Origin of the sequence: Arthrobacter tumbae (assembly GCF_016907495.1) — a bacterium.
Classification (GTDB): Bacteria; Actinomycetota; Actinomycetes; order Actinomycetales; family Micrococcaceae; genus Arthrobacter_D; species Arthrobacter_D tumbae.
Map to the genome: position 1 here is coordinate 3,106,181 of NZ_JAFBCC010000001.1, position 24,122 is coordinate 3,130,302.

16 protein-coding genes and 3 rRNA genes are annotated in these 24,122 nt (G+C 63.6%); 17 read left to right on the forward strand and 2 right to left on the reverse strand.

The genetic code is table 11. The annotated features are described in order from the left end of the window. Nucleotides 1-62 precede the first annotated feature (62 nt). Together JOD47_RS14710 and JOD47_RS14715 are read left to right on the forward strand one after the other, a co-directional pair. A complete protein-coding gene (locus JOD47_RS14710; RefSeq protein ID WP_307836313.1) occupies nucleotides 63-830 on the forward strand; it encodes a maleylpyruvate isomerase family mycothiol-dependent enzyme in 768 nt (255 codons plus the stop codon). A 138-nt stretch (nucleotides 831-968) separates the two neighbouring features. Next, nucleotides 969-1,835, forward strand: a complete 867-nt coding sequence (locus tag JOD47_RS14715) for an SRPBCC domain-containing protein (protein WP_204535370.1) — start codon at nucleotides 969-971, stop codon at nucleotides 1,833-1,835. Here JOD47_RS14715 and JOD47_RS14720 read toward each other — a convergent pair. Both JOD47_RS14720 and JOD47_RS14725 read right to left on the reverse strand, forming a co-directional pair. After that, a complete protein-coding gene (locus JOD47_RS14720; protein WP_204535372.1) occupies nucleotides 1,802-2,332 on the reverse strand; it encodes a methylated-DNA--[protein]-cysteine S-methyltransferase in 531 nt (176 codons plus the stop codon). The genes JOD47_RS14715 and JOD47_RS14720 overlap by 34 nt on opposite strands. Beyond that, on the reverse strand, nucleotides 2,329-3,834 hold the full coding sequence (locus tag JOD47_RS14725) for an AlkA N-terminal domain-containing protein (RefSeq protein WP_204535374.1): 1,506 nt from the start codon (nucleotides 3,832-3,834) through the stop codon (nucleotides 2,329-2,331). Before JOD47_RS14725 ends, JOD47_RS14720 begins: the two co-directional genes overlap by 4 nt. 93 nt (nucleotides 3,835-3,927) lie before the next feature. Between JOD47_RS14725 and JOD47_RS14730 the strand changes: the two genes are divergently transcribed. The 15 genes from JOD47_RS14730 (at nucleotide 3,928) to xerD (ending at nucleotide 24,096) form a co-directional block, all read left to right on the forward strand. After that, entirely contained in the window at nucleotides 3,928-4,644 is a 717-nt protein-coding gene (locus JOD47_RS14730; RefSeq protein ID WP_204535376.1) for a DNA-3-methyladenine glycosylase, read from the forward strand. Nucleotides 4,645-4,680: 36 nt separating this feature from the next. Further along, a complete protein-coding gene (locus JOD47_RS14735; RefSeq protein ID WP_204535378.1) occupies nucleotides 4,681-6,933 on the forward strand; it encodes a HelD family protein in 2,253 nt (750 codons plus the stop codon). A 12-nt stretch (nucleotides 6,934-6,945) separates the two neighbouring features. Then, complete coding sequence (gene tyrS / locus JOD47_RS14740) at nucleotides 6,946-8,268, forward strand: tyrosine--tRNA ligase (protein ID WP_307836314.1); 1,323 nt, start codon at nucleotides 6,946-6,948, stop codon at nucleotides 8,266-8,268. A gap of 471 nt (nucleotides 8,269-8,739) precedes the next feature. After that, nucleotides 8,740-10,262: ribosomal RNA gene (locus JOD47_RS14745) — 16S ribosomal RNA — on the forward strand. Between the two features lie 507 nt (nucleotides 10,263-10,769). After that, nucleotides 10,770-13,919, forward strand: a 23S ribosomal RNA gene (locus tag JOD47_RS14750). Nucleotides 13,920-14,074: 155 nt separating this feature from the next. After that, nucleotides 14,075-14,191, forward strand: a 5S ribosomal RNA gene (rrf, locus tag JOD47_RS14755). The 16S, 23S and 5S rRNA genes sit together here, the layout of an rRNA operon. Nucleotides 14,192-14,380: 189 nt before the next feature. Beyond that, complete coding sequence (locus JOD47_RS17590; RefSeq protein WP_239548121.1) at nucleotides 14,381-15,991, forward strand: hypothetical protein; 1,611 nt, start codon at nucleotides 14,381-14,383, stop codon at nucleotides 15,989-15,991. Then, the gene (locus JOD47_RS14765; protein ID WP_307836315.1) at nucleotides 15,978-16,991 is read left to right on the forward strand and encodes an HAD-IIA family hydrolase; all 1,014 of its coding nucleotides are present in this window, start codon (nucleotides 15,978-15,980) and stop codon (nucleotides 16,989-16,991) included. Before JOD47_RS17590 ends, JOD47_RS14765 begins: the two co-directional genes overlap by 14 nt. Nucleotides 16,992-17,000: 9 nt before the next feature. Continuing rightward, on the forward strand, nucleotides 17,001-17,216 hold the full coding sequence (locus JOD47_RS14770; RefSeq protein WP_204535382.1) for a hypothetical protein: 216 nt from the start codon (nucleotides 17,001-17,003) through the stop codon (nucleotides 17,214-17,216). Nucleotides 17,217-17,218: 2 nt separating this feature from the next. After that, nucleotides 17,219-18,049 (forward strand): TlyA family RNA methyltransferase, encoded by an 831-nt coding sequence (locus JOD47_RS14775; protein ID WP_204535384.1) that lies wholly within the window; start codon nucleotides 17,219-17,221, stop codon nucleotides 18,047-18,049. 30 nt (nucleotides 18,050-18,079) lie between these two features. Next, on the forward strand, nucleotides 18,080-19,006 hold the full coding sequence (locus JOD47_RS14780) for an NAD kinase (RefSeq protein ID WP_204535386.1): 927 nt from the start codon (nucleotides 18,080-18,082) through the stop codon (nucleotides 19,004-19,006). Next, nucleotides 19,003-20,724 carry a DNA repair protein RecN gene (gene recN, locus JOD47_RS14785; protein WP_204535388.1) on the forward strand — a complete coding sequence of 574 codons (1,722 nt, stop codon included), beginning with the start codon at nucleotides 19,003-19,005 and terminating at the stop codon, nucleotides 20,722-20,724. The genes JOD47_RS14780 and recN overlap by 4 nt, the downstream gene beginning before the upstream one ends. Next, a complete protein-coding gene (gene pyrG, locus JOD47_RS14790; RefSeq protein ID WP_307836316.1) occupies nucleotides 20,721-22,424 on the forward strand; it encodes a CTP synthase in 1,704 nt (567 codons plus the stop codon). Before recN ends, pyrG begins: the two co-directional genes overlap by 4 nt. A 2-nt stretch (nucleotides 22,425-22,426) precedes the next feature. Next, complete coding sequence (locus tag JOD47_RS14795) at nucleotides 22,427-23,110, forward strand: NUDIX domain-containing protein (protein ID WP_204535392.1); 684 nt, start codon at nucleotides 22,427-22,429, stop codon at nucleotides 23,108-23,110. A gap of 2 nt (nucleotides 23,111-23,112) precedes the next feature. Next, complete coding sequence (xerD, locus tag JOD47_RS14800) at nucleotides 23,113-24,096, forward strand: site-specific tyrosine recombinase XerD (protein WP_204535394.1); 984 nt, start codon at nucleotides 23,113-23,115, stop codon at nucleotides 24,094-24,096. The last annotated feature ends 26 nt before the right edge of the window (nucleotides 24,097-24,122 follow it).

The following is a 24,122-nucleotide window of genomic DNA, read 5'->3' on the forward strand; positions in this document are numbered from 1 at the left end:
GCACGCGAGGGGTTGCGGGTATTCTCGGGACAAGCCGCCCGATCCCAATCCCGAGGATGCCCGTGAACACGTCGCAGCAGGAAGCACTCCAGAACGATCCCCGGAATCTTCCGGAACGGCTTGCCGACGCCGGCCGGGAGCTGCTGGCAACAGCAGCCGGGCTCGACGACGATGCCCTCGCGGCGCCGTCGGTCCTTCCCGGCTGGAGCCGCGGCTTCGTCCTGGCACACGTCGAGGGCGTGTGCCGGGCCATGACGCGTCAGCTCGAATACGCCGCCCGCGGTGAAACCGTCGACTTCTATGACGACGGGTCTGACGGTCGCAACCGGGACATCGAGCGGCGGGCACAGCGCGCCACAGAAGAGCAGCTTCACAGCCTGACCGACGCCGTCAGCACCGCCGTGGCGGTCTTCGCCGGAGTGACCGGCAGCGAGTGGACCACCCGCATCTCCTACCGGGACGGCACCGTTCGCGACGGTGCGCTCGCGCTCTGGCGGGAACTGGTCATTCACGCCTCCGACCTCGGCCTCCGGCGCACCTCCCTCGACTGGGACAACGCCTTCTGCCACTACCTCTTCGAATTCCTTGAAGCACGCATTCCCGCAGGGACGGCAATCAAGCTCCAGCCGCTGGGCGAGCAGCCGCGCACCCTCCTCAGCGGTTCGGGAACTCCGGCGCGCACCGTCGTCGTCACCGGCCTCCTCCAGGACATCGCCGCCTGGCTGGCCGGGCGGCAGCCGTTGGGCGGGTTGAACGCGACCGCCGCGGCGGACGGCGTCGACCTCCCCGAGCTCCTGCCCTGGCCGTCGGCCATGGCGCCGCGAGGCTGACCGCCGCGCTGCTCGCCGCGGCTTCTGAAAGATCCTGATCCGTGCCGGGCAGCCCTTATCAGCCGCCCTGCACTGCGCTAAGTTGGGAACCACCCGAACAGGAATACCGCAGGTGCAGGACGAGCAAAGGCAGACGCCATGACGTCGGATGTTGATCGATCAGCGGCCCATCCCGTGGTGCCGCGTGGGCGCATCGAGCGGCTCAGCGACGGCTACGTGCTGGCCTTCGACCGGCAGTTCGACTATCCGCGCTCGTACATCTGGAACCTGCTGACGAACCCGGACAAGGTGCGCCTGTGGCTGGGAGAGCTGGCCGGCAACTGGGAACTGGGCAAGGAATACTCGCTGGACATGGGCGGCGGAGCCACCACGGGCACTGTGCTTCAGCTCAATCCGCCCACGAGTCTCCAGATCACCTGGGATGATGCGCTGGGTCTCGAATCGATTCTTGAATGGCGCGTGCTGGAGTGCGACGGCGGCGCCCTGCTGCAATTGCGGGCGCGTTCGGAAACACCGGACTTCCTGACCGAGGGAGCCGCGGGCTGGCAACAGATCCTTGCCGCGCTGGAGGACGTCGCCGCCGGCCGGGAGCCGGCACCAGGTGTTGATTGGGCGGCACTGCGGGACGCCTATGCCGAAGAGTTCAACCTCTCCAACACGATGGGCTGGCTGGAAACGTACGACGGCGTCACCATGGTCCATTTCGACCGTCGCCTCCCTTCCACCTTGCCGCTCGTGAAGGATGCAATCACTGCGGATCCCGAACAACAGCCGAGGGTCGAGCAGGCTGAAGTCGATTTCACCGCCGACGGCGGCGTTACCCGGGTGGCCGTTCGGCACGTCCTGGAAGACCCGGACGAGGCACCCTCCCTGCTGGCGCAGTGGCACGCCCATCTGGATGCTGTTGCGGTCTCGGTGGGCGGCGACCAGCCGCATACGAGCATGCGCAAGATGCACGCGCTTGAAGATTTCTACCGCGCGACGCTCACCGGGTCAGCGGACTGAGCGGCCGCCTTCTCGCGGGCCAGCAGGCTTGTCTTGACGGCAACACCCCATCGGAACCCTCCAAGGCTTCCGTCCGTCCGGATTACGCGGTGGCACGGAACAAAAAGCGCAGCAGCGTTGTAGGCACAGGCTCCGGCTGCGGCGCGGATGGCGGCGGGCCGGCCGACCAGGCGAGCATACTCCGAATAGGTCACCGGCCTGCCGGGGGCGACAGTGCGCAGCACGTCCCAGGCATGGTTACGGAACGGTCCTGACAACTGCTGCACGGGGACCGCTTCGATGGCGGCGAGATCGCCGTCGTAATAGGCAGACACGGCGTCCGTGATGAACGGGAGACTGCGTACAAAGTGAACAGGTTCCACCCTCAGCGTCGGGTGGATCTGGCCGGTCACGTCGGATAGCTCAGCGGTCCAGCCGGAGGCAAGGACTGCACCGTCCCGTTCCACGACCGTGAACGGCCCGTCCGGAGTGGAGACAGTGGTGGTCTGGGTCGTCATGATGCCAGGGCCTTTCTCGGAGTGCCGGTTGATGCACGCCTCTGGAGCGGTTTACTGGAAGCCAGACGCCAGAGGTGCATGGTGGCGTAGGAACGCCAGGGACTGAACTGCTCGGACCAGGCTGCTGTTTCCCGGGCGTCGGCGGGGCGTCCGGAAAGCCGGGCGAAGCCGGCGCGGACAGCGGCGTCGTTGTCGAGGTGGATATCCGTTGCGCCCAGTACCCGCATGGCGGCGTAGCGGACGGTCCACGGCCCGATTCCCGGCAGCGGCAGGAGCTTCTCCGCCAGTTCACCGGGTGTGTCCGCCACACCGATGTTGAGGCTACCGTCGGCAAGGGCCGCTGAGACCGCCAGCAGACTCGACCGACGGCGCGCCGGTCCCTTCAGCAGCGGGCCGGCCCCATCCGCCAAGGCAGCGGCGGTGGGGAACAGCCGGGTATGACCGGGACGGCCGAGCCTTGACGGCTCGCCCAGCACGCTGAGAGTGTTCAGGATGCCGGTGGCGGCCGCTACGGTGATCTGTTGCCCGATCATGGCGCGAATCAGGATCTCCTGCGAATCCACGGCACCTGGCAGGCGGATCCCCGGGTAGTGCTGCACCCGGGCTTCCATGGCCGGATCCGCCGAGAGGACAGCGTCGATGGCTGCGGGATCAGCGTCCAGATCGAACAGCCGGCGGATGCGGGACAGCAGGACGGGCAGGTCCTTCAATTGCTCCACCGTGACGGAGACGTCAAGTCCGCGTTGCCCAGGTTCGGCCCTGAACCAGCCCTCACCTCCGGGAAGGCGGAGCAGGCGGGCATAGCTCGCCGCGTCGCCCTGCTCGATCCCGTCGATGGCGCGGGCGCGCAGGAAGGAAAAGGTGCCGTCGTCGTACGGCATGCGCGCGGGCAGCGTCAGGCTGAGGGACGTCGGGGAGTCGGCCGCCGTCGATGCATGGGAAAGGGTACGGCTGCGGTGCCGCAGCTGTGAGGGGGAGAGGTCGTAGACCTCCTGCACCGTCTCGTTGAACTGGCGGATGCTGTTGAACCCGGAGGCGAAGGCAACGTCGGAGAGCGCCAGGTCGGTGGCGGTGAGCAACGTCCGCGCTGTTTGTGCCCGGGAGGCGCGGGCCAGCGCGAGTGGGCCGGCACCCAGTTCGTGGTGGAGGATCCGGCCAAGCTGGCGGGTTGAGTAGCCGAGCCGCAGCGCCAGACCCGGAACGCCGACGCGGTCGATCTCGCCGTCGGAAATCAGCCTCATCGCCCGCGCAGCGGTATCCGAGCGCAGGTTCCACGCCGGCGTACCGGGTACCGCTTCCGGCAGGCACCGCTTGCAGGCGCGGTATCCGGCCTCGTGTGCCGCCGCGGAGGTGGGGTAGAAGCTGACATTGGCAGGTTTCGGGGTTCGCGCCGGGCAGGACGGGCGGCAGTAAATCTTCGTCGTCGCCACGGCGGTGACGAACTGCCCGTCAAACCGGGTGTCCCGCGATTCGATCGCCCGGTACCGCTGCCAGAAGTCCATGAGTCTATCCTCGCAGGCGGACCGGTGTGCTGCTGGCGGAAATCGGACACGACCGTGCACAGTGCGCCCGCCGCGTCTTGATACGGTCTTTTCGTGGATCCAGCACTCCAGCGCACCCGGCTTGCGCATCCGGCCATCGAGGTTGCACCGCTCCTGCTTGGAGCACACCTGACGCACGACGACGGCGCGGAGCCGGTCACGGTGCGCATCACCGAGGTGGAAGTCTATATGGGGTCGGAGGACCCGGGCTCCCATGCCTATCGCGGACAGACGGCCCGTAACGCGACAATGTTCGGTGCGGCGGGGCACCTGTATGTGTACTTCACCTATGGCATGCACTATTGCGCCAACGTGGTCTGCGGGTGGCCAGGCAATGCCACCGGACTGCTGCTGCGGGCAGGGGAGATCGTCGGGGGAGTGCACACGGCCCGGCGCCGCCGGGGCAATCCCCGCCTGGACCGGGACCTTGCGCGCGGTCCGGCGCGCCTGGCGCAGGCTCTCGGCATCGACCGGGAGCTGGACGGCACGGATGTTTTCTCTGACCGGCTCCGGCTCGCTTTGCCGGACCATCCTGCAGATCCCCTGCGCCTGCAGACGGGCCCGCGCGTCGGCGTGAGTGGACCCGGCGGATCACCTGCCTACCCCTGGCGCTACTGGCTGGCCGGTGAAACAAGTGTCTCCGTGTACCGGCCGGCCGCCAAACCCCGCGGCGCACGGAGAGCGGCAGATCCCGCACGTGGAACCGCTTCCCGCGAAACATCCGGCAGCGTGCGCAGCGGCGGAACGGAAATTCGCACCGAAGGGGGATAGAATTGACGGTCCGCCTTGGCGAGAGGGAAACGCGCAATGCATGAAATGTCAGTAGCCCGGAACGAGCTGGACCACGAGCGAGGCTATGTGGCCGGCCTGTATCAACGGCTTGATGAACTGCGCGCCGAAAAGCAGCGCCAGCTCGATCAGGTGCGCCGGACAATATCCGCCGGCTCGCATCAGAACCGGTCCGAGCGCGATGCGTTCGCCACCATGTACGAGGACCGCCTCGCCCAACTGAACGCGGTGGATGACCGGTTGGTGTTCGGGCGTCTCGATCTGGACAGCGGCGAGGAACGCTACATCGGCCGCATCGGTCTGTCCACCGAGGACCTGCAGCAGCTCATGGTTGACTGGCGGGCTCCGGAAGCGGGCACCTTCTACCAGGCCACGGCTTTCGAACGGATGGGCGTCCGCCGCCGTCGCCACCTGATCCTTTCCAAACGGGACGTCGTTGCTGTGGAGGATGATGTCCTCGACGCGTCGATGCTCACCGACGCTGACTCGCTACAGGGGGAGGGGGCGCTGCTGGCAGCGCTCAATTCCCGGCGCACCGGCCAGATGTCGGACATCGTGGGCACCATTCAGTCCGAGCAGGACCGCGTGATCCGCGCGCCGCTGCCCGGCGTCGTCGTCGTACAGGGCGGTCCCGGCACCGGCAAGACAGCCGTCGCGCTGCACCGGGCCGCCTACCTGCTCTACACGCACCGGGAGCGGTTGAAGTCGGCCGGGGTACTGCTGGTCGGGCCCACAAGCGCGTTCATGAAGTACATCGAGCGGGTGCTGCCCTCGCTGGGTGAAACCGGCGTCGTGATGGCAAGTATCGGCAGCCTGATGCCGGGCATTCAGGCCGTCCAGGAGCCGTCGGAAGAGACGGCAGAGCTCAAGGGCAGGCTGGACATGGCCGGCGTGATGAAGCAGGCGGTCGCCAACCGGCAGCGGCTACCGGCCGAGAACCGGAGGCTCAACGTCGAGGGCACCATCCTGATCCTCACCCCACGGCAGGTCCGCCGCGCCCGGGACCGCGCCCGCGCTACAGGGAAACCGCACAATGAGGCACGTACGACGTTCGTGAAGATCATGTTGCGTGAGCTCACAGAGCAGCTGACTGAGCAGCTCGAGGAATCGTCGGGGGCTGGTAACACTGCAGACCGCTCCTATCTCACCGAGGACGTGCGGACGTCGCGCGATGTGCGGATCGCGCTCAATCTCGCCTGGATGCCCATGACGCCGGAGAAGCTCCTGCGGGACCTTTTCGCCAAACCGGCCCAGCTTGAAGCGGCCGCACCCCACCTGAGCGACGCCGAGCGGCAACTGCTCTACCGCACCGAAGACGCGCCGTGGACGGAGGCGGACGTCCCGCTGCTCGATGAGGCCGCGGAACTGCTCGGCGAGCTTGACCCGTCCGCCGGACGCAACGCGGCGGAGCGGGAACAGGAGCGGCGCCGGGACCTCGCCAACGCCGAACGTGCCCTGGAGAACGTCAGCGGCACACTGGAGGATGCCGGCATTGACGGGATGCTCAGTGCAGAGGAACTCGCGGAGCACAATACGGTTGCCGAATCGAGGCTGACGGCTGCCGAGCGCGCGTCCGGTGACCGCACGTGGGCGTACGGGCACATCGTGGTCGATGAAGCGCAGGAGCTTTCTCCGATGCAGTGGAGGCTGCTCATGCGCAAATGCCCCCTCAAGTCCTTTACGATCGTCGGTGACATCGCGCAAACCAGCTCCATCGCCGGTTCCCACTCCTGGCAGCAGGCGCTCGAGCCGTTCGCGGGGGAGCGGTGGCAGCTTGAGGAGCTGACGGTCAACTACCGCACGCCGGCGCAGATTGCCGAAGCCGCAGTACGGATGGCTAACGCGGCGGGCCTCGTGGTGTCTGCCCCGAAGGCGGTCCGCGAGGGGCGGTGGGATCCGGTGATTGACCGGGTTCCGAAGCTCGAACCGGCGCTCCTGTCTGCCTTGCCGGAGGAACTTGATGCCATCGCCGAAGGTCTCCTTGCCGTCATTGCACCGGCGCGGATCGTTGAGCAGATGCGGGCCGCCGTCAGGGGGGTGTACGGCAACCGGGTCGGCAGGGGTGCGGGCGGGCTTGGCCAGGACATCGTGGTCACCACCCCGCGGGAGGCAAAAGGCCTGGAATTCGACGGCGTGGTGGTCCTGGAACCGGCCGAGATGCTGCGGCAGGAAGCGGTCCGGGTCGGGGATCTGTATGTCGCAATGACCAGGCCGACGCAGCGTCTCCGCCTCATCTCGACGGGAGAAATTCCTGAGGGCATTGAGGGCTGATATTTTGAAGCAGTGCAACAATCCAGCGAAGCGGCGCACGCGACCGTGAACCAGCAGCAAAACGACGGCTCCTTCGAGAACCTCTGGCAGGAGTTGAAGTGGCGCGGGCTGATCCATGTCTCCACCGATGAGGCGGAGCTTGAGAAACTTCTCGCCGGGGCACCGATCACGTACTACTGCGGCTTCGATCCGACGGCACCAAGCCTGCACCTGGGCAACCTCGTCCAGTTGCTGACCATGCGCAGGCTCCAGCTCGCCGGGCATCGACCGATCGGGCTGGTCGGCGGTTCCACGGGATTGGTGGGGGACCCGCGGCCCTCGGCGGAGCGCACCATGAACACCAAGGAGACCGTTGCCGAGTGGGTCGGTTACCTTCAGGGCCAGGTGCAGCGGTTCCTGAGTTTCGACGGCGACAACGCCGCCCGGATGGTCAATAACCTTGACTGGACCGCGCCCATGAGCGCCATCGATTTCCTGCGCGAGGTCGGCAAGCACTTCCGGGTCGGCACCATGATCAAGAAGGAAACAGTTGCCAAGCGCCTTCACTCCGAGGAAGGCATCAGTTACGCCGAGTTCAGCTACCAGGTGCTGCAGGGCATGGATTACCTGCATCTTTTCCGCGACCACCAGTGCGTGCTGCAGACCGGCGGGTCCGATCAGTGGGGCAACCTGACCAGTGGCACGGAACTCATCCGAAAGGTTGAGGGTAAAAGCGTCCACGCAATCGGGACACCCCTGATCACGAACTCGGATGGCACCAAGTTCGGCAAGAGCGAGGGCAATGCCGTCTGGCTGGATGCGAACATGACAACTCCGTACGCGATGTACCAGTTCTGGTTGAACACTTCGGATGCGGATGTCTTGGACCGCTTGAAGATTTTCACCTTCCGCAGCCGTGCGGACATCGACCACCTGGCGGAATCCGTGGCCGACCGGCCGCACCTGCGTGAGGCGCAGCGCGCGCTTGCCTTCGACGTCACTTCACTGGTTCACAGCGTTGAGGCAACGAACAAGGTGATTGCTGCCTCCGCCGCGCTGTTCGGACAGGGTGACCTGACCGAGCTGGATGAAACTACCCTGCGCGCTGCCACCGCCGAGCTGCCGTCCGCAAAGGTCGACGGCGGCGGTTTGGGCATCATTGACCTCCTGGTTGCGAGCGGCCTGGCGCCGAGCAACTCTGCTGCCCGCCGCACTGTGGCTGAAGGCGGCGCCTATGTGAACAACGAAAAGGTGTCCGATCCCGACACAACCGTGGGGGCGCACCAGCTCCTGCACGGTCGCTTCCTTCTGCTCCGACGAGGCAAGCGCACGCTGGCGACGGTCGAAGTCGGCTAGATTTTCAGGTAGCGGCACGGCCGGCCCGGGGGCGATTTGCACGGGATCGGAAGCCCGTGTAATGTTTTCTGAGTCGCCGCCGCTGAGTGGTGACAAACCCCCTCCTAAAACGAAATGGTTCGGGCGTGCGCTGAGCGCACAAGCTCAAAACCAGTTAGTTTGTGGTGGGCGGATTCGAATTGTTTGGTCGAATTCCGGCAAATAAGCCGATTTGACAGAAACAATTCGGATGAAATAGATTTAGGAACACAGCAGCACGGAAATGTAAATAAAAACTTTGCAGAGTATGTGAATTGCTTCTGTTGTTTGAGAACTCAATAGTGTGCCATGTTTGTTGATACCGATTGTTTTTTGATTGGTTGATTTGCTGGTCATCTCACCTCGTGGGGTGGCTGGTTTTTTGGCTGGTTTCGAATTTTGTGCAGCATGGGTTTCTCTTTTTCCGGGGGGTTCGTGTTGTGTTCGTAGTTTTTTACGGAGAGTTTGATCCTGGCTCAGGATGAACGCTGGCGGCGTGCTTAACACATGCAAGTCGAACGATGATCCCTAGCTTGCTGGGGGGATTAGTGGCGAACGGGTGAGTAACACGTGAGTAACCTGCCCTTGACTCTGGGATAAGCCTGGGAAACTGGGTCTAATACTGGATACGACCTTCCATCGCATGGTGGTTGGTGGAAAGCTTTTGTGGTTTTGGATGGACTCGCGGCCTATCAGCTTGTTGGTGGGGTAATGGCCTACCAAGGCGACGACGGGTAGCCGGCCTGAGAGGGTGGACGGCCACACTGGGACTGAGACACGGCCCAGACTCCTACGGGAGGCAGCAGTGGGGAATATTGCACAATGGGCGCAAGCCTGATGCAGCGACGCCGCGTGAGGGATGAAGGCCTTCGGGTTGTAAACCTCTTTCAGTAGGGAAGAAGCGAAAGTGACGGTACCTGCAGAAGAAGCGCCGGCTAACTACGTGCCAGCAGCCGCGGTAATACGTAGGGCGCAAGCGTTATCCGGAATTATTGGGCGTAAAGAGCTCGTAGGCGGTTTGTCGCGTCTGCCGTGAAAGTCCGGGGCTTAACCCCGGATCTGCGGTGGGTACGGGCAGACTTGAGTGATGTAGGGGAGACTGGAATTCCTGGTGTAGCGGTGAAATGCGCAGATATCAGGAGGAACACCGATGGCGAAGGCAGGTCTCTGGGCATTAACTGACGCTGAGGAGCGAAAGCATGGGGAGCGAACAGGATTAGATACCCTGGTAGTCCATGCCGTAAACGTTGGGCACTAGGTGTGGGGGACATTCCACGTTTTCCGCGCCGTAGCTAACGCATTAAGTGCCCCGCCTGGGGAGTACGGCCGCAAGGCTAAAACTCAAAGGAATTGACGGGGGCCCGCACAAGCGGCGGAGCATGCGGATTAATTCGATGCAACGCGAAGAACCTTACCAAGGCTTGACATGAACCGGAACGGCGCAGAGATGTGTCGGCCACTTGTGGCCGGTTTACAGGTGGTGCATGGTTGTCGTCAGCTCGTGTCGTGAGATGTTGGGTTAAGTCCCGCAACGAGCGCAACCCTCGTTCCATGTTGCCAGCGGGTTATGCCGGGGACTCATGGGAGACTGCCGGGGTCAACTCGGAGGAAGGTGGGGACGACGTCAAATCATCATGCCCCTTATGTCTTGGGCTTCACGCATGCTACAATGGCCGGTACAAAGGGTTGCGATGCTGTGAGGTGGAGCTAATCCCAAAAAGCCGGTCTCAGTTCGGATTGAGGTCTGCAACTCGACCTCATGAAGTCGGAGTCGCTAGTAATCGCAGATCAGCAACGCTGCGGTGAATACGTTCCCGGGCCTTGTACACACCGCCCGTCAAGTCACGAAAGTTGGTAACACCCGAAGCCGGTGGCCTAACCCTTTTGGGGGGGAGCCGTCGAAGGTGGGACCGGCGATTGGGACTAAGTCGTAACAAGGTAGCCGTACCGGAAGGTGCGGCTGGATCACCTCCTTTCTAAGGAGCGCCTACAACTGTCCGTGTTCCACGTTGTGTGGGGTGTGGGGGTTGTCAGGAGTATGCCCATTGCGCAGGCGTTTGTTCTGCGGTGGGTGCTCATGGGTGGAATATCAACGAATTGATGGCTGCTGGTGCTGGTCGTGTTGAGTACGGGCTTGTGTCCTTCTGCTGGTCCCCTGTGTGGGGGTTGGTGTGGGGGGTGTGGGTTTGGGAAAGGCGTGGTTGGTGGTGGTGGTTTCATTGTGTGGCACACTGTTGGGTCCTGAGGCAACAGGAGTCTGCATCCTTTTGGGGGTGTGGGTTGTTGGGGTTTCTGGTTTTCCTGGGCATGTCTGCTCACGTCTTGATCCTGTTTGTTTGGGGTTGTGGGGTGTGGGTGGTGTGTTGACTGGGGTTGTTGTTTGAGAACTGCATAGTGGACGCGAGCATCTTAAATTTTGTGTATGCACGCAATCGTTTGTCGTACTGCTTCCTTTGGGGGGTGGTGTGGTGGTTGTGTGTGATCGTCAAGTTTTTAAGGGCACACGGTGGATGCCTTGGCATCAGGAGCCGAAGAAGGACGTGGGAATCTGCGATAAGCCTGGGGGAGTTGATAACCGAACTTTGATCCCAGGATGTCCGAATGGGGAAACCCCGCTCAGCGCGCGAGTGACTGGGTGACCCGTACCTGAACACATAGGGTGCGTGGGGGGAACGTGGGGAAGTGAAACATCTCAGTACCCACAGGAAGAGAAAACAATAGTGATTCCGTTAGTAGTGGCGAGCGAACGCGGATGAGGCTAAACCAGTGGTGTGTGATAGCCGGCGGGCGTTGCATCTCTGGGGTTGCGGGACTTTCCGTATCAGTTCTGCCGGACTGGTGAAGTGAGTGCAGGCGTATAGGTGAACGGGTTTGAAGGCCCGACCGGAGTGGGTGAGAGTCCCGTAGCTGTAATGCGTGCTGCCGCTTGGAGAGTATCCCAAGTAGTACGGGGCCCGAGAAATCCCGTGCGAATCTGCCAGGACCACCTGGTAAGCCTAAATACTCCCTGATGACCGATAGCGGACCAGTACCGTGAGGGAAAGGTGAAAAGTACCCCGGGAGGGGAGTGAAATAGTACCTGAAACCGTGTGCCTACAATCCGTTGGAGCCAGACTTGTTTTGGTGACAGCGTGCCTTTTGAAGAATGAGCCTGCGAGTTAGTGTTACGTCGCGAGGTTAACCCGTGTGGGGTAGCCGTAGCGAAAGCGAGTCTGAATAGGGCGAGTGAGTGGCGTGATCTAGACCCGAAGCGAAGTGATCTACCCATGGCCAGGTTGAAGCGACGGTAAGACGTCGTGGAGGACCGAACCCACTTCAGTTGAAAATGGAGGGGATGAGCTGTGGGTAGGGGTGAAAGGCCAATCAAACTTCGTGATAGCTGGTTCTCCCCGAAATGCATTTAGGTGCAGCGTTGCGTGTTTCTTGCCGGAGGTAGAGCTACTGGATGGCCGATGGGCCCTACAAGGTTACTGACGTCAGCCAAACTCCGAATGCCGGTAAGTGAGAGCGCAGCAGTGAGACTGTGGGGGATAAGCTTCATAGTCGAGAGGGAAACAGCCCAGACCACCAACTAAGGCCCCTAAGCGTGTGCTAAGTGGGAAAGGATGTGGAGTTGCTCAGACAACCAGGAGGTTGGCTTAGAAGCAGCCATCCTTGAAAGAGTGCGTAATAGCTCACTGGTCAAGTGATTCCGCGCCGACAATGTAGCGGGGCTCAAGTACACCGCCGAAGTTGTGGATTTCAAATGTTAGCCAAGCCGGAGACTTGTTCTCCTGAGTTCAGGCGTTTGGAGTGGTAGGGGAGCGTCGTGTGGGCAGTGAAGTCGCGGTGTAAACCAGCGGTGGAGCCTACACGAGTGAGAATGCAGGCATGAGTAGCGAAAGACGGGTGAGAAACCCGTCCGCCGAATGATCAAGGGTTCCAGGGTCAAGCTAATCTGCCCTGGGTAAGTCGGGACCTAAGGCGAGGCCGACAGGCGTAGTCGATGGACAACGGGTTGATATTCCCGTACCGGTGAAGAACCGCCCATACTGAACAAGGGATACTAACCACCCAAACCACCTTCCCGTGGTCTTCGGACCCAGTGTTGGTGGGGAGCGTGGGACCTGATCTTGGGAGGTAAGCGTATTAACAGGTGTGACGCAGGAAGGTAGTCGGGCCGGGCGATGGTTGTCCCGGTCTAAGGATGTAGGAGGGACCATAGGCAAATCCGTGGTCCTGGTTTGGATACCGTCTCTGAGACCCGATGGGCCCCGCTTTTTGGTGGGGATCCGATGATCCTATGCTGCCTAGAAAAGCATCGGCGTGAGGTTCCAACTGCCCGTACCCCAAACCGACACAGGTGATCAGGTAGAGAATACTAAGGCGATCGAGAGAATTATGGTTAAGGAACTCGGCAAAATGCCCCCGTAACTTCGGGAGAAGGGGGGCCCCAACCGTGAACCACACTTGCTGTGGGGAGGCGGATCGGGGCCGCAGAGACCAGGGGGAAGCGACTGTTTACTAAAAACACAGGTCCGTGCGAAGTCGCAAGACGATGTATACGGACTGACTCCTGCCCGGTGCTGGAAGGTTAAGAGGACCGGTTAGCCCTTACGGGCGAAGCTGGGAATTTAAGCCCCAGTAAACGGCGGTGGTAACTATAACCATCCTAAGGTAGCGAAATTCCTTGTCGGGTAAGTTCCGACCTGCACGAATGGAGTAACGACTTCCCCGCTGTCTCAACCATAAACTCGGCGAAATTGCACTACGAGTAAAGATGCTCGTTACGCGCAGCAGGACGGAAAGACCCCGAGACCTTCACTATAGTTTGGTATTGGTGTTCGGTGTGGCTTGTGTAGGATAGGTGGGAGACTGTGAAGCTTGGACGCCAGTTCAGGTGGAGTCATCGTTGAAATACCACTCTGGTCACTCTGGATATCTAACTTCGGCCCGTAATCCGGGTCAGGGACAGTGCCTGATGGGTAGTTTAACTGGGGCGGTTGCCTCCTAAAAAGTAACGGAGGCGCCCAAAGGTTCCCTCAGCCTGGTTGGCAATCAGGTGTCGAGTGTAAGTGCACAAGGGAGCTTGACTGTGAGAGAGACATCTCAAGCAGGGACGAAAGTCGGGACTAGTGATCCGGCGGTACATTGTGGAATGGCCGTCGCTCAACGGATAAAAGGTACCTCGGGGATAACAGGCTGATCTTGCCCAAGAGTCCATATCGACGGCATGGTTTGGCACCTCGATGTCGGCTCGTCGCATCCTGGGGCTGGAGTAGGTCCCAAGGGTTGGGCTGTTCGCCCATTAAAGCGGTACGCGAGCTGGGTTTAGAACGTCGTGAGACAGTTCGGTCCCTATCCGCTGCGCGCGTAGGAAATTTGAGAAGGGCTGTCCTTAGTACGAGAGGACCGGGACGGACGAACCTCTGGTGTGTCAGTTGTACTGCCAAGTGCACCGCTGATTAGCTACGTTCGGATGGGATAACCGCTGAAAGCATCTAAGCGGGAAGCCTGCTTCAAGATGAGATTTCCATACACCATTTGGTGTGAGAGGCCCCCAGCCAGACCACTGGGTTGATAGGCCGGATGTGGAAGCGAGGACTAACGACTCGTGAAGCTGACCGGTACTAATACGCCGATAACTTGATACACACAAAACACTTTTATGCTACGCGTCCACTATGCGGTTCCCAACCAACAACCCACCAGGGAACACAACACAACTACATACCACAGTTGTAACCACACAAGTTTTCCCACCCACACACCACAGCAACACCAGGTGCGCGGGGTCGGGTCACAGGGTTACGGCGGTCATAGCGTGGGGGAAACGCCCGGTCCCATTCCGAACCCGGAAGCTAAGACCCACAGCGCCGATGGTACTGCACCCGAGAGAGTGTGGGAGAGTAGGACACCGCCGGACAACACTTAGCACTGAGGCTCCGACAATATTGTCGGAGCCTCAGTCATTTAACGATTCGTTTGCGCCTGCCGGCTCTTGCCTACAATGGGAGGATCGGAGGCTGAGAATCCGACACTTCACACATAGATCAACAGCGAGAGCGTCCGGCGCAGGGTCAGGTCAGCTCATGACGAGAGGAATTGTGCTGCCATGGCTGACCGGGAACCTTTCCGCGACCGCGAAGAAAACCGTCGCGAGGATAGTAAGACTGGCGAAGAGCGTCGCGGTGCAGACCGCCGCAGCAATGATTCGGGTGAAGGGCCTCGGCGGGGTTTCTCCGCGCCTCGGGGCGCCGGTAGCGGAGATCGCCGCAAGCCTGAATCCGGCGACGGTCCGCGCTATGTCCAGAACCGCTCCGATGGTGGGTCCGGCCGGCCAACCCGTGAAGGTGGTGGCCAGCGTCGTGAGGGCGGTTTCTCTCGTGAGGGTGGTGGCCAGCGTGGACGCGACGATCGCAACGAGCGCGGCCCCCGCAAGGACACCGGCGGTGCAGGCCGCGGAGCGGACTCCGGCCGCCGTACCAACTGGCAGGACCGCGACGGACAGCGCGGTGAGCGCCGACCCAGCCGCGATCAGGACTCCCGGAACACCGGCGACGGGCCACGGCGTTGGGACCGGCCTACCGGCGGGGACAACAGGTCGCGTGAAGCGGGCACCGAACGCCGCTCCTATCGTGAGGGCGGAAGCGGCGGCTACTCGGGTGGGAAGGAGTCACGTCCGGGAAGCTCTTCCGGCCGGGATGGATCTTCCCGCGGCGGTGACCGCGGACAACGCCGCAGCTTCGGCGACGACCGTCGTCCGAGCCGTACCTACGGTGATGCACCGCGGGGAGGGGATCGCCGGGAAGCAGAGTACGGGCGGCGTCCCGAGCGGACGCCCAGGGAAACAGGACCGGACGACGCTCCGTTCGAGCGCCCGCATAACGCCCGGGATCTCCGCAGCGCCAACCGGCCGGATCGTGAACGTTCCCCGGAGATCGATGAAGACGTCACCGGAAGTGAACTGGACAAGATCACCCGCGCGGAAATCCGCAACCTGGAGGAGCGAAGCGCGCTCTGGGTAGCAAAGCATCTCGTCATGGCCGGACGCCTTATCGACGACGAGCCGGAGCTTGCGTTCCAACATGCTCTCGCGGCGAGCCGCCGTGGCGGCCGTCTCGCGGTTGTCCGTGAAGCGGTCGGTCTCACCGCATACGCTGCCGGTCACTACGGGGAAGCTCTGCGCGAATTCCGGACCTACCGTCGAATCAACGGATCGAACGTCCACCTTCCGGTAATGGCCGACTGCGAACGGGGACTCGGCCGCCCGGACCGCGCCCTCGATCTTGCCCGGTCCGAGGATGCTTCCTCCCTTGACGCAGCAGGCAAAGTTGAGTTGGCCATGGTGGTATCCGGCGCGCGGACTGACCTCGGCCAGCTCGACGCCGCCGTTGCCGCGCTCGAAATCCCGCAGTTGACCAAGAACCGCGCCTTCAGCTACAGCCCGCGCCTGTTCCGCGCCTATGCGGACGCTCTCGCGGCCGTCGGCCGGAGGGAAGAGGCGGCGTCCTGGCACCGTCAGGCGGAGATCGCGGAAAACGCTCTCGGCGTCGGAGCCTTCGAGGATCCCGACATCATCGACCTCGTCGGTGACGAAGAGGGTGCCGACCTGGACTACTCGGCAGCAAGGGGAACAGTCCAGAGCGTCAGTTCAGCGCCCACAGAGGATGCATCGGACAGCGAAGAGCTTAATAACGGTGAGGAGCAGCGTGACAGTGAGTGAGGCCGGTGCGCCCCTGGCACGCCGATACGGTGCCGTGCTCGCTGATCTGGACGGCGTCGTCTACGCCGGTCCGGCGGCGATTCCCGGTGCCACCGAAGCGTTGGAGAAGCTTGGAGACCTTGGTGTCGCCCTCGCCTACATCACCAATAACGCTTCCCGATCCTCGGCGGAGGTGGCAGCACATCTTCGCGAGCTGGGCGCCCCTGCCACCGCTGAGCAGGTCTTCGGGTCAGCGTTGGCGGGTGCCGAACTTTTGGCCGGACAGGTTCCGCAGGGAGCAACAGTACTGGTCACCGGTAGCGCGGTCCTTGCACAGCATGTAGCGGATCAGGGCCTTGTCCCGGTCACTACGGCAGACCCGGTTCCCGACGCAGTCATTCAGGGCTTCGAGCCTTCGCTCGGATGGAAAGACCTCGCCGAGGCTTCGTTCGCCGTTGCCGGCGGTGCGCTGTGGGTCGCCACGAACACGGACATGTCCATCCCGCAGGCACGCGGGATAGCACCCGGCAACGGCACGCTCGTCGCCGCGGTGAGCGCGGCCACCGGAAGAAGCCCGATCGTTGCGGGTAAGCCTGAAGCCCAACTGTTCACGACGGCGGCGGCTCATCTCGGTGTCGAGGAAGCGCTTGTCGTCGGGGATCGCCTTGACACGGACATTCTCGGCGGAAACCGTGCCGGTATGGCCACGGCGCTGGTGCTTACCGGAGTGGACACGGCAGCGAACGCGTTGGCCGCCGTCACCGGGCAGCGCCCAACGTACCTTTTTGCGGATCTCGACCAGCTCCACCACCCCTATCCTGACATCACCGAGCAGGACGGTATCTTCACCTGCGGTGAGTCGTCAGCGACGGTTGGGGACGGCGTCGTCATAATGGGCGGTGGGCGCGAGGATCTCGACGCCTGGCGCGCAGCGTGCGCTGCATGGTGGGCCGCCTGCCCGCTGCAGGACACCGCCACACTGCCCGGACTGGAATTCAGAGAAGAGGACACGCAGGGGTGAGGAGCCATCGTGGGAGCCACTGAACCGCATCCCGCTGGGCAACGCACACCGCCCGACAGCGATCCGTCAGAATTTCCAGCGGTTTCAGCCACGGGCGATGCCTCGGTAGACGGTGTCCTGCACACGCTCACCTCCATACCGGAGCTGGCCGAGACTGACCAGCACACGGCTTACGAACAGCTGCACGACGAGCTGCTCGCTGAGCTCAACACGGAGCACGGCTGAGCGTGGCCCGGCTGGACCAGGTGCTGGTGGCCCGCGGACTGGCGCGCTCACGGTCCCATGCGGCACAACTCATTGCGGAAGGCAGAGTACTTCGCTCCGGGTCGGTCCTGGCGAAGGCCTCGTCGTCTGTCTCGGAGGATGATGAGTTGTTCGTCACCGACAGCGGCGTCCCTGATTATCCGAGCCGTGCCGCACACAAGCTCGACGGCGCGCTGAATGCCTTCACCAGCGTCGGGGTTCAGGGCGCGCGCTGCCTCGACGCGGGAGCGTCCACCGGCGGCTTCACCGACGTGCTGCTTCGCCGTGGCGCCGCCACAGTGGTGGCAGTGGACGTCGGTCACGGGCAGCTGGTCGATCAGCTGCGGAACGATCCGCGGGTGCTCGTTCACGAGGGGCTCAATGTCCGGTTCCTCGACGCGGAGCAGATCGGCGGTCTGGTGGACCTGACAGTTGCGGACCTTTCCTTCATCTCGCTGACCCTCGTGATGGCACCGCTCGCGCACGCGACCCGGAGCGGCGGGGACCTGGTGCTCATGGTCAAACCGCAGTTCGAAGTCGGCAGGAGCGCACTCAGCCGTACCGGAGTGGTGACGGATGAGGAGCAGCGGCGCGGCGCCGTCGTCGGTGTGGTTCGTTCCGCACTCAAGGTGGGCCTTGATGTTGAGGGCGTCGCGCGTAGCCCACTTGCGGGTCAGAACGGAAATGTCGAGTTCTTCCTGTGGATGAAGGTGCCTTCGGGCACGATGGTGCCTAGGATCGATAGGGACGCAGATCTGCTGGCGCAAGACATTGTGCGCGGCAGCGCTGCCTTCGGCACCAGAGGCGATGCGTGAAGCCGTCCCCACCTGATACAACGGAGCGTGATGACTAGACGCATACTGGTACTCGCCCACACCGGCCGGCATGATGCAATGGCGGCTGCCCAGGAGGCCTGTACGCGCCTCCATGCGTCCGGGCTGACTCCCGTTATGCGCGCCGAGGAGCTGCGCGACATCCAGGCGGAGTACGGCACGCTGGCCGCGCCCACCGAGGCGCTCGGGGCTGATGTGGGTCTCGAGGATATCGAGCTCGGCATGGTGCTCGGCGGAGACGGAACCATCCTTCGCGCCGCTGAACTGGTCCGCGGGACAGACGTTCCGCTGCTCGGCGTCAATCTCGGCCATGTCGGTTTCCTCGCCGAAAGTGAGCGGGCGGATCTCGCTGAAGCGGTCCGCTGGGTCGTTGACAAGGATTACACCGTCGAGGAACGCATGGCCATCGATGTGCAGGTATGGCGCGGTGACCAGCTGACCGCGCAGACCTGGGCGCTCAATGAGGCAGCGATCGAGAAGGCAAACCGTGAACGCATGATCGAGGTGGTGCTCGAAGTCGATGGCCGCCCGGTCAGTTCCTTCGGCTGCGACGGCGTCGTCCTGGCTACCCCCACCGGCTCCACCGCTTACGCTTTCTCCTCTGGCGGACCGGTTGTCTGGCCGGAGGTGGAGGCCCTCCTGGTGGCTCCCATCAGTGCGCACGCGCTCTTCGCCAAGCCACTCGTGGTCGCTCCGACGTCGCTGCTCGCGGTGGAACTCCTGACCCGGACGGACGCGTCCGGCGTGCTCTGGTGCGACGGCCGCCGGACAGTCGATCTGCCGCCCGGCGCCCGGGTCGAGGCAACCCGGTCGGACATCCCGGTCCGGCTTGCGCGCACGCATCAAACACCCTTCTCCGAACGGCTCGTCCGCAAGTTCGAGCTGCCCACGCAGGGTTGGCGCGGCCCGGTCACCCACGACGCAGGGCCCGCCCGATGATCGAGGAAATCCGGATCCGCGACCTGGGAGTGATCGCCGACGCGACGCTCTCCCTCGGTGCCGGGTTCAGTGTTGTCACAGGCGAAACCGGCGCGGGCAAGACGATGGTTCTGTCTGCGCTGAACCTGCTGATGGGCGCGCGGTCCGATGCCGGCGCTGTGCGCCTTGGCGCGAAGAACGCGTCCGCTGAGGCAGTGCTTCGCGTGGACCCGGCGGGCGCTGCCGCGCAGCGCGCTGTGGAAGCGGGAGGCGAGCTGGAGACAGACGACGACGGCGGCGCCGGCCTGATCCTCGCCCGCACGGTCAACAGTGACGGCCGCAGCCGTGCTTACGTCGGTGGAAGATCAGCTCCCGCCGGCGTCCTGGCCGAGGTGGGGGAGAAGCTGGTCGTCGTCCATGGACAGTCGGACCAGCTCCGGTTGCGCAGCCCGGCGGCTCAACGCGAAGCGCTGGACAAGTTCGGCGGCCCGGAGCTGGCTGCCGCCCTGACTGCCTACCAGGCGACATACCGGCGCTGGCGCGAGGTGAGCGCGAGCCTCGAGGCGTTGCGCAGCGCGGAGCGCGACCGGCTGCGGGAGGCGGAGTCGCTCCAGGCGGCACTTGAGGAGATCGACGCCGTTGACCCGCAGGCCCATGAGGACGAGGCGCTGAAAGCGGAAGCAATGAAGCTCGGCAACGTCGAGGAGCTTCGCACCGCGGCCGCCGCCGCGCACCAGGCGCTGGTGTCGGGCGAGTTTCCCGAATCAGGCGACGCCACCACCCTGGTCGATGCGGCGAAGCGCCAGCTGGAAGCGGTCGGAGCGCATGACGCTGATCTCGCATCACTGGCTGAACGGCTCGCCGAGGTCGGCTACATCCTGTCGGACATCTCCACGGAGCTGGCCGGTTACGCGGCATCCCTTGACTCGGAAGGGCCCGAGCGGCTGGCCGAGGTTGAAGCGCGCCGTGCAGACCTCAACGTCCTCATTCGCAAGTACGCCCCGTCCATCAGCGAGGTGCTTGACTGGGCGGCCACCAGCCGGGACCGGCTCGATGAGATCAGCGGCGACTCAGACCGGATCGAGGGCCTGCACCAGGAAGCCGCCGCGCTGGAGAACAGCCTGGCCGCTGAGGCGGAGGTCCTTGGCCGGCTGCGCCGGGTGGCTGCCGAAGACCTGTCAGCACGGGTGAGTAACGAACTCTCCGCCCTTGCCATGCCTGATGCCCTGCTCATCATCGATGTTTCCTCGGGCGGAACACCTGGACCGCTGGGCTCCGACGAGGTTTCCTTCTCCCTCCAGCCGCACGCCGGGTCGGCCCCACGCCCGCTGGGCAAGGGCGCCTCGGGCGGTGAGCTGTCGCGGGTCATGCTGGCGATCGAGGTGGTTCTCGCTGCCGTGGACCCCGTACCGACCTTCGTCTTCGATGAGGTCGACGCGGGAGTCGGCGGCAAGGCCGCCGTCGAAATCGGACGCCGCCTCGCCATGCTGGCCCAGCACGTGCAGGTAGTGGTGGTCACCCACCTGCCGCAGGTGGCAGCGTTCGCGTCGCACCATATCCGCGTAACGAAGAGCAGGGCAGCAGACGGCGGTTTCACCGCCAGCGACGTCGAGGTCCTTCCGGAGTCGGAACGGGTGCGGGAACTCGCGCGAATGCTGGCGGGTCAGGAGGAGTCGGCCAGTGCCCAGGCACACGCCGAGGAACTCCTCCTTGATGCAGCGCGGACAGCCGCCAGGTGATAGGGTCGAACTCCGTGGTGCAGCAAACAATCTCCCGGTTCCAGAAGTCCGCTAAGACTACCAAGCACATCTTCGTCACAGGTGGTGTGGCGTCTTCTCTCGGCAAGGGACTGACGGCTTCCAGCCTCGGGCACCTGCTGCGGGCACGTGGCCTGTCAGTAACCATGCAGAAGCTGGATCCGTACCTCAACGTTGATCCCGGCACCATGAATCCGTTCCAGCATGGCGAGGTCTTCGTGACCGACGACGGCGCGGAGACGGACCTCGACATCGGCCACTATGAGCGCTTCCTCGATGAGAGCCTCGACGGGTCAGCCAACGTCACCACCGGGCAGGTGTACTCCGAGGTCATCGCCAAGGAACGCCGCGGCGAATACCTCGGTGACACCGTGCAGGTCATTCCGCACATCACCGATGAAATCAAGCGCCGCATGCGCCTGCCCGCTGAGCCCACAGGATCCCGCAAGGCACCCGACGTCATCATCACCGAGATCGGCGGCACGGTCGGTGACATCGAGTCCCAGCCTTTCCTTGAGTCAGCGCGCCAGGTGCGCCAGGACATCGGCCGCAACAACGTGTTCTTCGTCCACGTGTCGCTTGTGCCCTACATCGGCCCCTCCCAGGAGCTGAAGACCAAGCCCACCCAGCACTCAGTGGCCATGCTGCGCTCAATCGGTATCCAACCGGACGCCATCGTCATCCGTTCCGACCGCGAGGTCCCGGATGCCATGCGCGAGAAGATCGGCCGCATGTGCGACGTAGATGTCGATGCAGTGATCAACGCAGCGGATGCGCCGAGCATCTACGACATCCCCAAGACGCTTCACGCCCAGGGACTCGACGCCTACATCGTCCAGGCGCTCGACCTGAAGTTCAAGGATGTCAACTGGACCAAGTGGAACAAGTTGCTCGACGCCGTTCACCACCCGAAGCACCATGTGGAGATCGCGCTGGTCGGAAAGTACATCGACCTTCCGGATGCCTACCTCTCCGTGACTGAAGCGCTGCGTGCCGGCGGCTTCGCGAACAAGGCCAAGGTGCAGATCCGCTGGGTTCCCTCGGACGATTGCGCTACCCCGGACGGTGCGGCAAAGGCTCTGGAGGGTGCTGACGCCATCTGCGTGCCCGGCGGCTTCGGAATCCGGGGACTCGAGGGCAAGCTCGGTGCCCTGCGCTACGCCCGTGAGAACAAGGTGCCCACGCTGGGTCTCTGCCTCGGCCTCCAGTGCATGGTGATCGAATATGCCCGCAACGTTGTGGGCCTGTTGGGTGCTTCATCCACCGAGTTTGAACCCGACACCGACTTCCCGGTCATCGCCACCATGGCCGAGCAGCTTGAAATCGTTGCCGGTGAGGGCGACATGGGCGGCACCATGCGGCTCGGCCTGTGGGACGCGTCTCTCAAGGAGGGGTCCGTGATCGCAAAGACGTACGGCCGCACCGAGGTGAGCGAGCGCCACCGCCACCGCTACGAAGTGAACAACGAGTACCGGGAGAAGCTCGAAGCCGCCGGCCTGGTTGTGTCCGGTACCACCACGGACGGCAAGCTGGTCGAGTTCGTGGAACTGCCCGCTTCGACGCATCCGTACTACGTCTCCACCCAGGCCCACCCTGAATTGAGTTCTCGCCCCACCCGCCCGCATCCGCTGTTCGCAGGGCTGGTCAAGGCCGCCCTCGCACGCCGGGGCGTCAAGGCCTAGCCATGGGAGCCGAGCCGCAGGACGGAGCGGTAGCTGACCGGCAGAGTCCGCGCCGGTTGCTGAACTCCACCACGGCTTTTTCCGGCAAAATCTGGGACGTGGTCAGCGAGACCTTCCGCCTGGACGACGACGGCGAGCCGATCACCCGCGAGTACATCCAGCACCCGGGCGCGGTGGCCATCCTCGCCATGGATGACGCCGATCGGGTCCTGCTGCTTCGCCAGTACCGTCACCCGGTCCGGATGGACCTGTGGGAAATTCCTGCCGGTCTCCTCGACATCGACGGTGAGGACTTCGCCGTCGCCGCAGCACGGGAACTGGCTGAGGAAGCGGACGTCACGGCGAGCACCTGGCACGTCCTGTCCGATCTGTTCCTTTCCCCCGGATCCTCGAGCGAAGCCCTGCGCATCTATCTTGCCCAGGGCATCAAAGAAGTGCCGCGTGATGAACGGCACACCCGTACCCACGAGGAAGCCGAGATCGAGCTCGCCTGGGTACCTCTGCCGGACGCAGTACAGGCAGTACTCGAGGGGCGGATCCACAGCCCTTCCGCCGCGGCAGCCGTGCTTGCAGCAGCGGCCGCGAAAACGTCGGGGTACCGGTCCCTTCGCCCCGCAGACGCTCCCTGGCCGGAGCACCATAGCCAGCACGGAACGTGGCCCCTGGGCCCTGTCCTGCAGGACTGACCATGGTCGAGGGTAGGCAGGCAACCGTACAGGACGAGCTCCAGGCCACCGGACCCGGCCGGCTCATGAGTGAGTACCTCCAGCACATGCTGGTGGAGCGGGGCCTTTCCACCAACACCCTTGCGGCCTATCGCCGCGACCTGCTGAGATACCACCGGTTCCTCACAGCGGCGGGCATCGAGTCGATGGACACCGTCACGCGGCAGCAGGTCTCCGCGTTCGCGCAGGGGCTGGCCACCGGGGAGGACGGACAGGCGGCGTTGAGCCCCCGCTCCGCAGCCCGCACCGTGGTCGCCGTCCGCGGCCTTCACCGTTTCCTCGCACTCGAAGGAACGACGACGGCGGATCCCGCCGAGGATGTACACCCGCCCACCGCCGGCCAGCGGCTTCCGAAGGCAATTTCAGTCGACGACGTCACCCGGATCCTCGAATCCGTGGACACTTCCACTCCGGGGGGCCTGCGTGACCGGGCGCTGCTGGAATTCCTGTACTCCACAGGGGCACGCATCAGCGAGGCCGTGGGCCTGGACGTCGATGACGTGTCGGTCGATGCCGGCCTGGACGGTCCCGCCGTCGTCCGCCTGTTCGGCAAAGGGTCCAAGGAGCGGCTCGTTCCTCTCGGTTCCTACGCTGCGCGGGCTATCGAGTCCTATCTGGTGCGCGCACGTCCGGCACTGTCCGCCAACGCATCCGAGCGGAACAGTGCTCCTGCACTCTTCCTCAATCTGCGCGGCGGGCGGCTGAGCAGGCAAAGCGCGTGGACCATCCTCAGAGCCGCTGCAGAGCGCGCCAAAGTGGCCGGAGATGTGTCACCCCACACCCTTCGGCACTCCTTTGCTACCCACCTGCTTCAGGGCGGCGCCGACGTTCGGGTGGTCCAGGAACTTTTGGGACATGCCTCCGTCACCACAACCCAGGTGTACACGCTTGTCACCGCTGACACACTGCGCGAAATTTATGCTGCAGCCCACCCCCGCGCTCTTTAAAAGACACTTGATGCGCAGTGCCTGTA

Excerpts from the sequence above, each read along its gene's own strand:
- JOD47_RS14795 (WP_204535392.1), top strand. The coding sequence starts at position 22,427 with ATGGGAGCCGAGCCGCAGGACGGAGCGGTAGCTGACCGGCAGAGTCCG.
- recN (WP_204535388.1), top strand. The coding sequence starts at position 19,003 with ATGATCGAGGAAATCCGGATCCGCGACCTGGGAGTGATCGCCGACGCG.
- JOD47_RS14715 (WP_204535370.1), top strand. The coding sequence starts at position 969 with ATGACGTCGGATGTTGATCGATCAGCGGCCCATCCCGTGGTGCCGCGT.
- JOD47_RS14725 (WP_204535374.1), bottom strand. The coding sequence starts at position 3,834 with ATGGACTTCTGGCAGCGGTACCGGGCGATCGAATCGCGGGACACCCGG.
- xerD (WP_204535394.1), top strand. The coding sequence starts at position 23,113 with ATGGTCGAGGGTAGGCAGGCAACCGTACAGGACGAGCTCCAGGCCACC.
- JOD47_RS17590 (WP_239548121.1), top strand. The coding sequence starts at position 14,381 with ATGGCTGACCGGGAACCTTTCCGCGACCGCGAAGAAAACCGTCGCGAG.
- JOD47_RS14735 (WP_204535378.1), top strand. The coding sequence starts at position 4,681 with ATGCATGAAATGTCAGTAGCCCGGAACGAGCTGGACCACGAGCGAGGC.
- JOD47_RS14780 (WP_204535386.1), top strand. The coding sequence starts at position 18,080 with ATGACTAGACGCATACTGGTACTCGCCCACACCGGCCGGCATGATGCA.
- JOD47_RS14720 (WP_204535372.1), bottom strand. The coding sequence starts at position 2,332 with ATGACGACCCAGACCACCACTGTCTCCACTCCGGACGGGCCGTTCACG.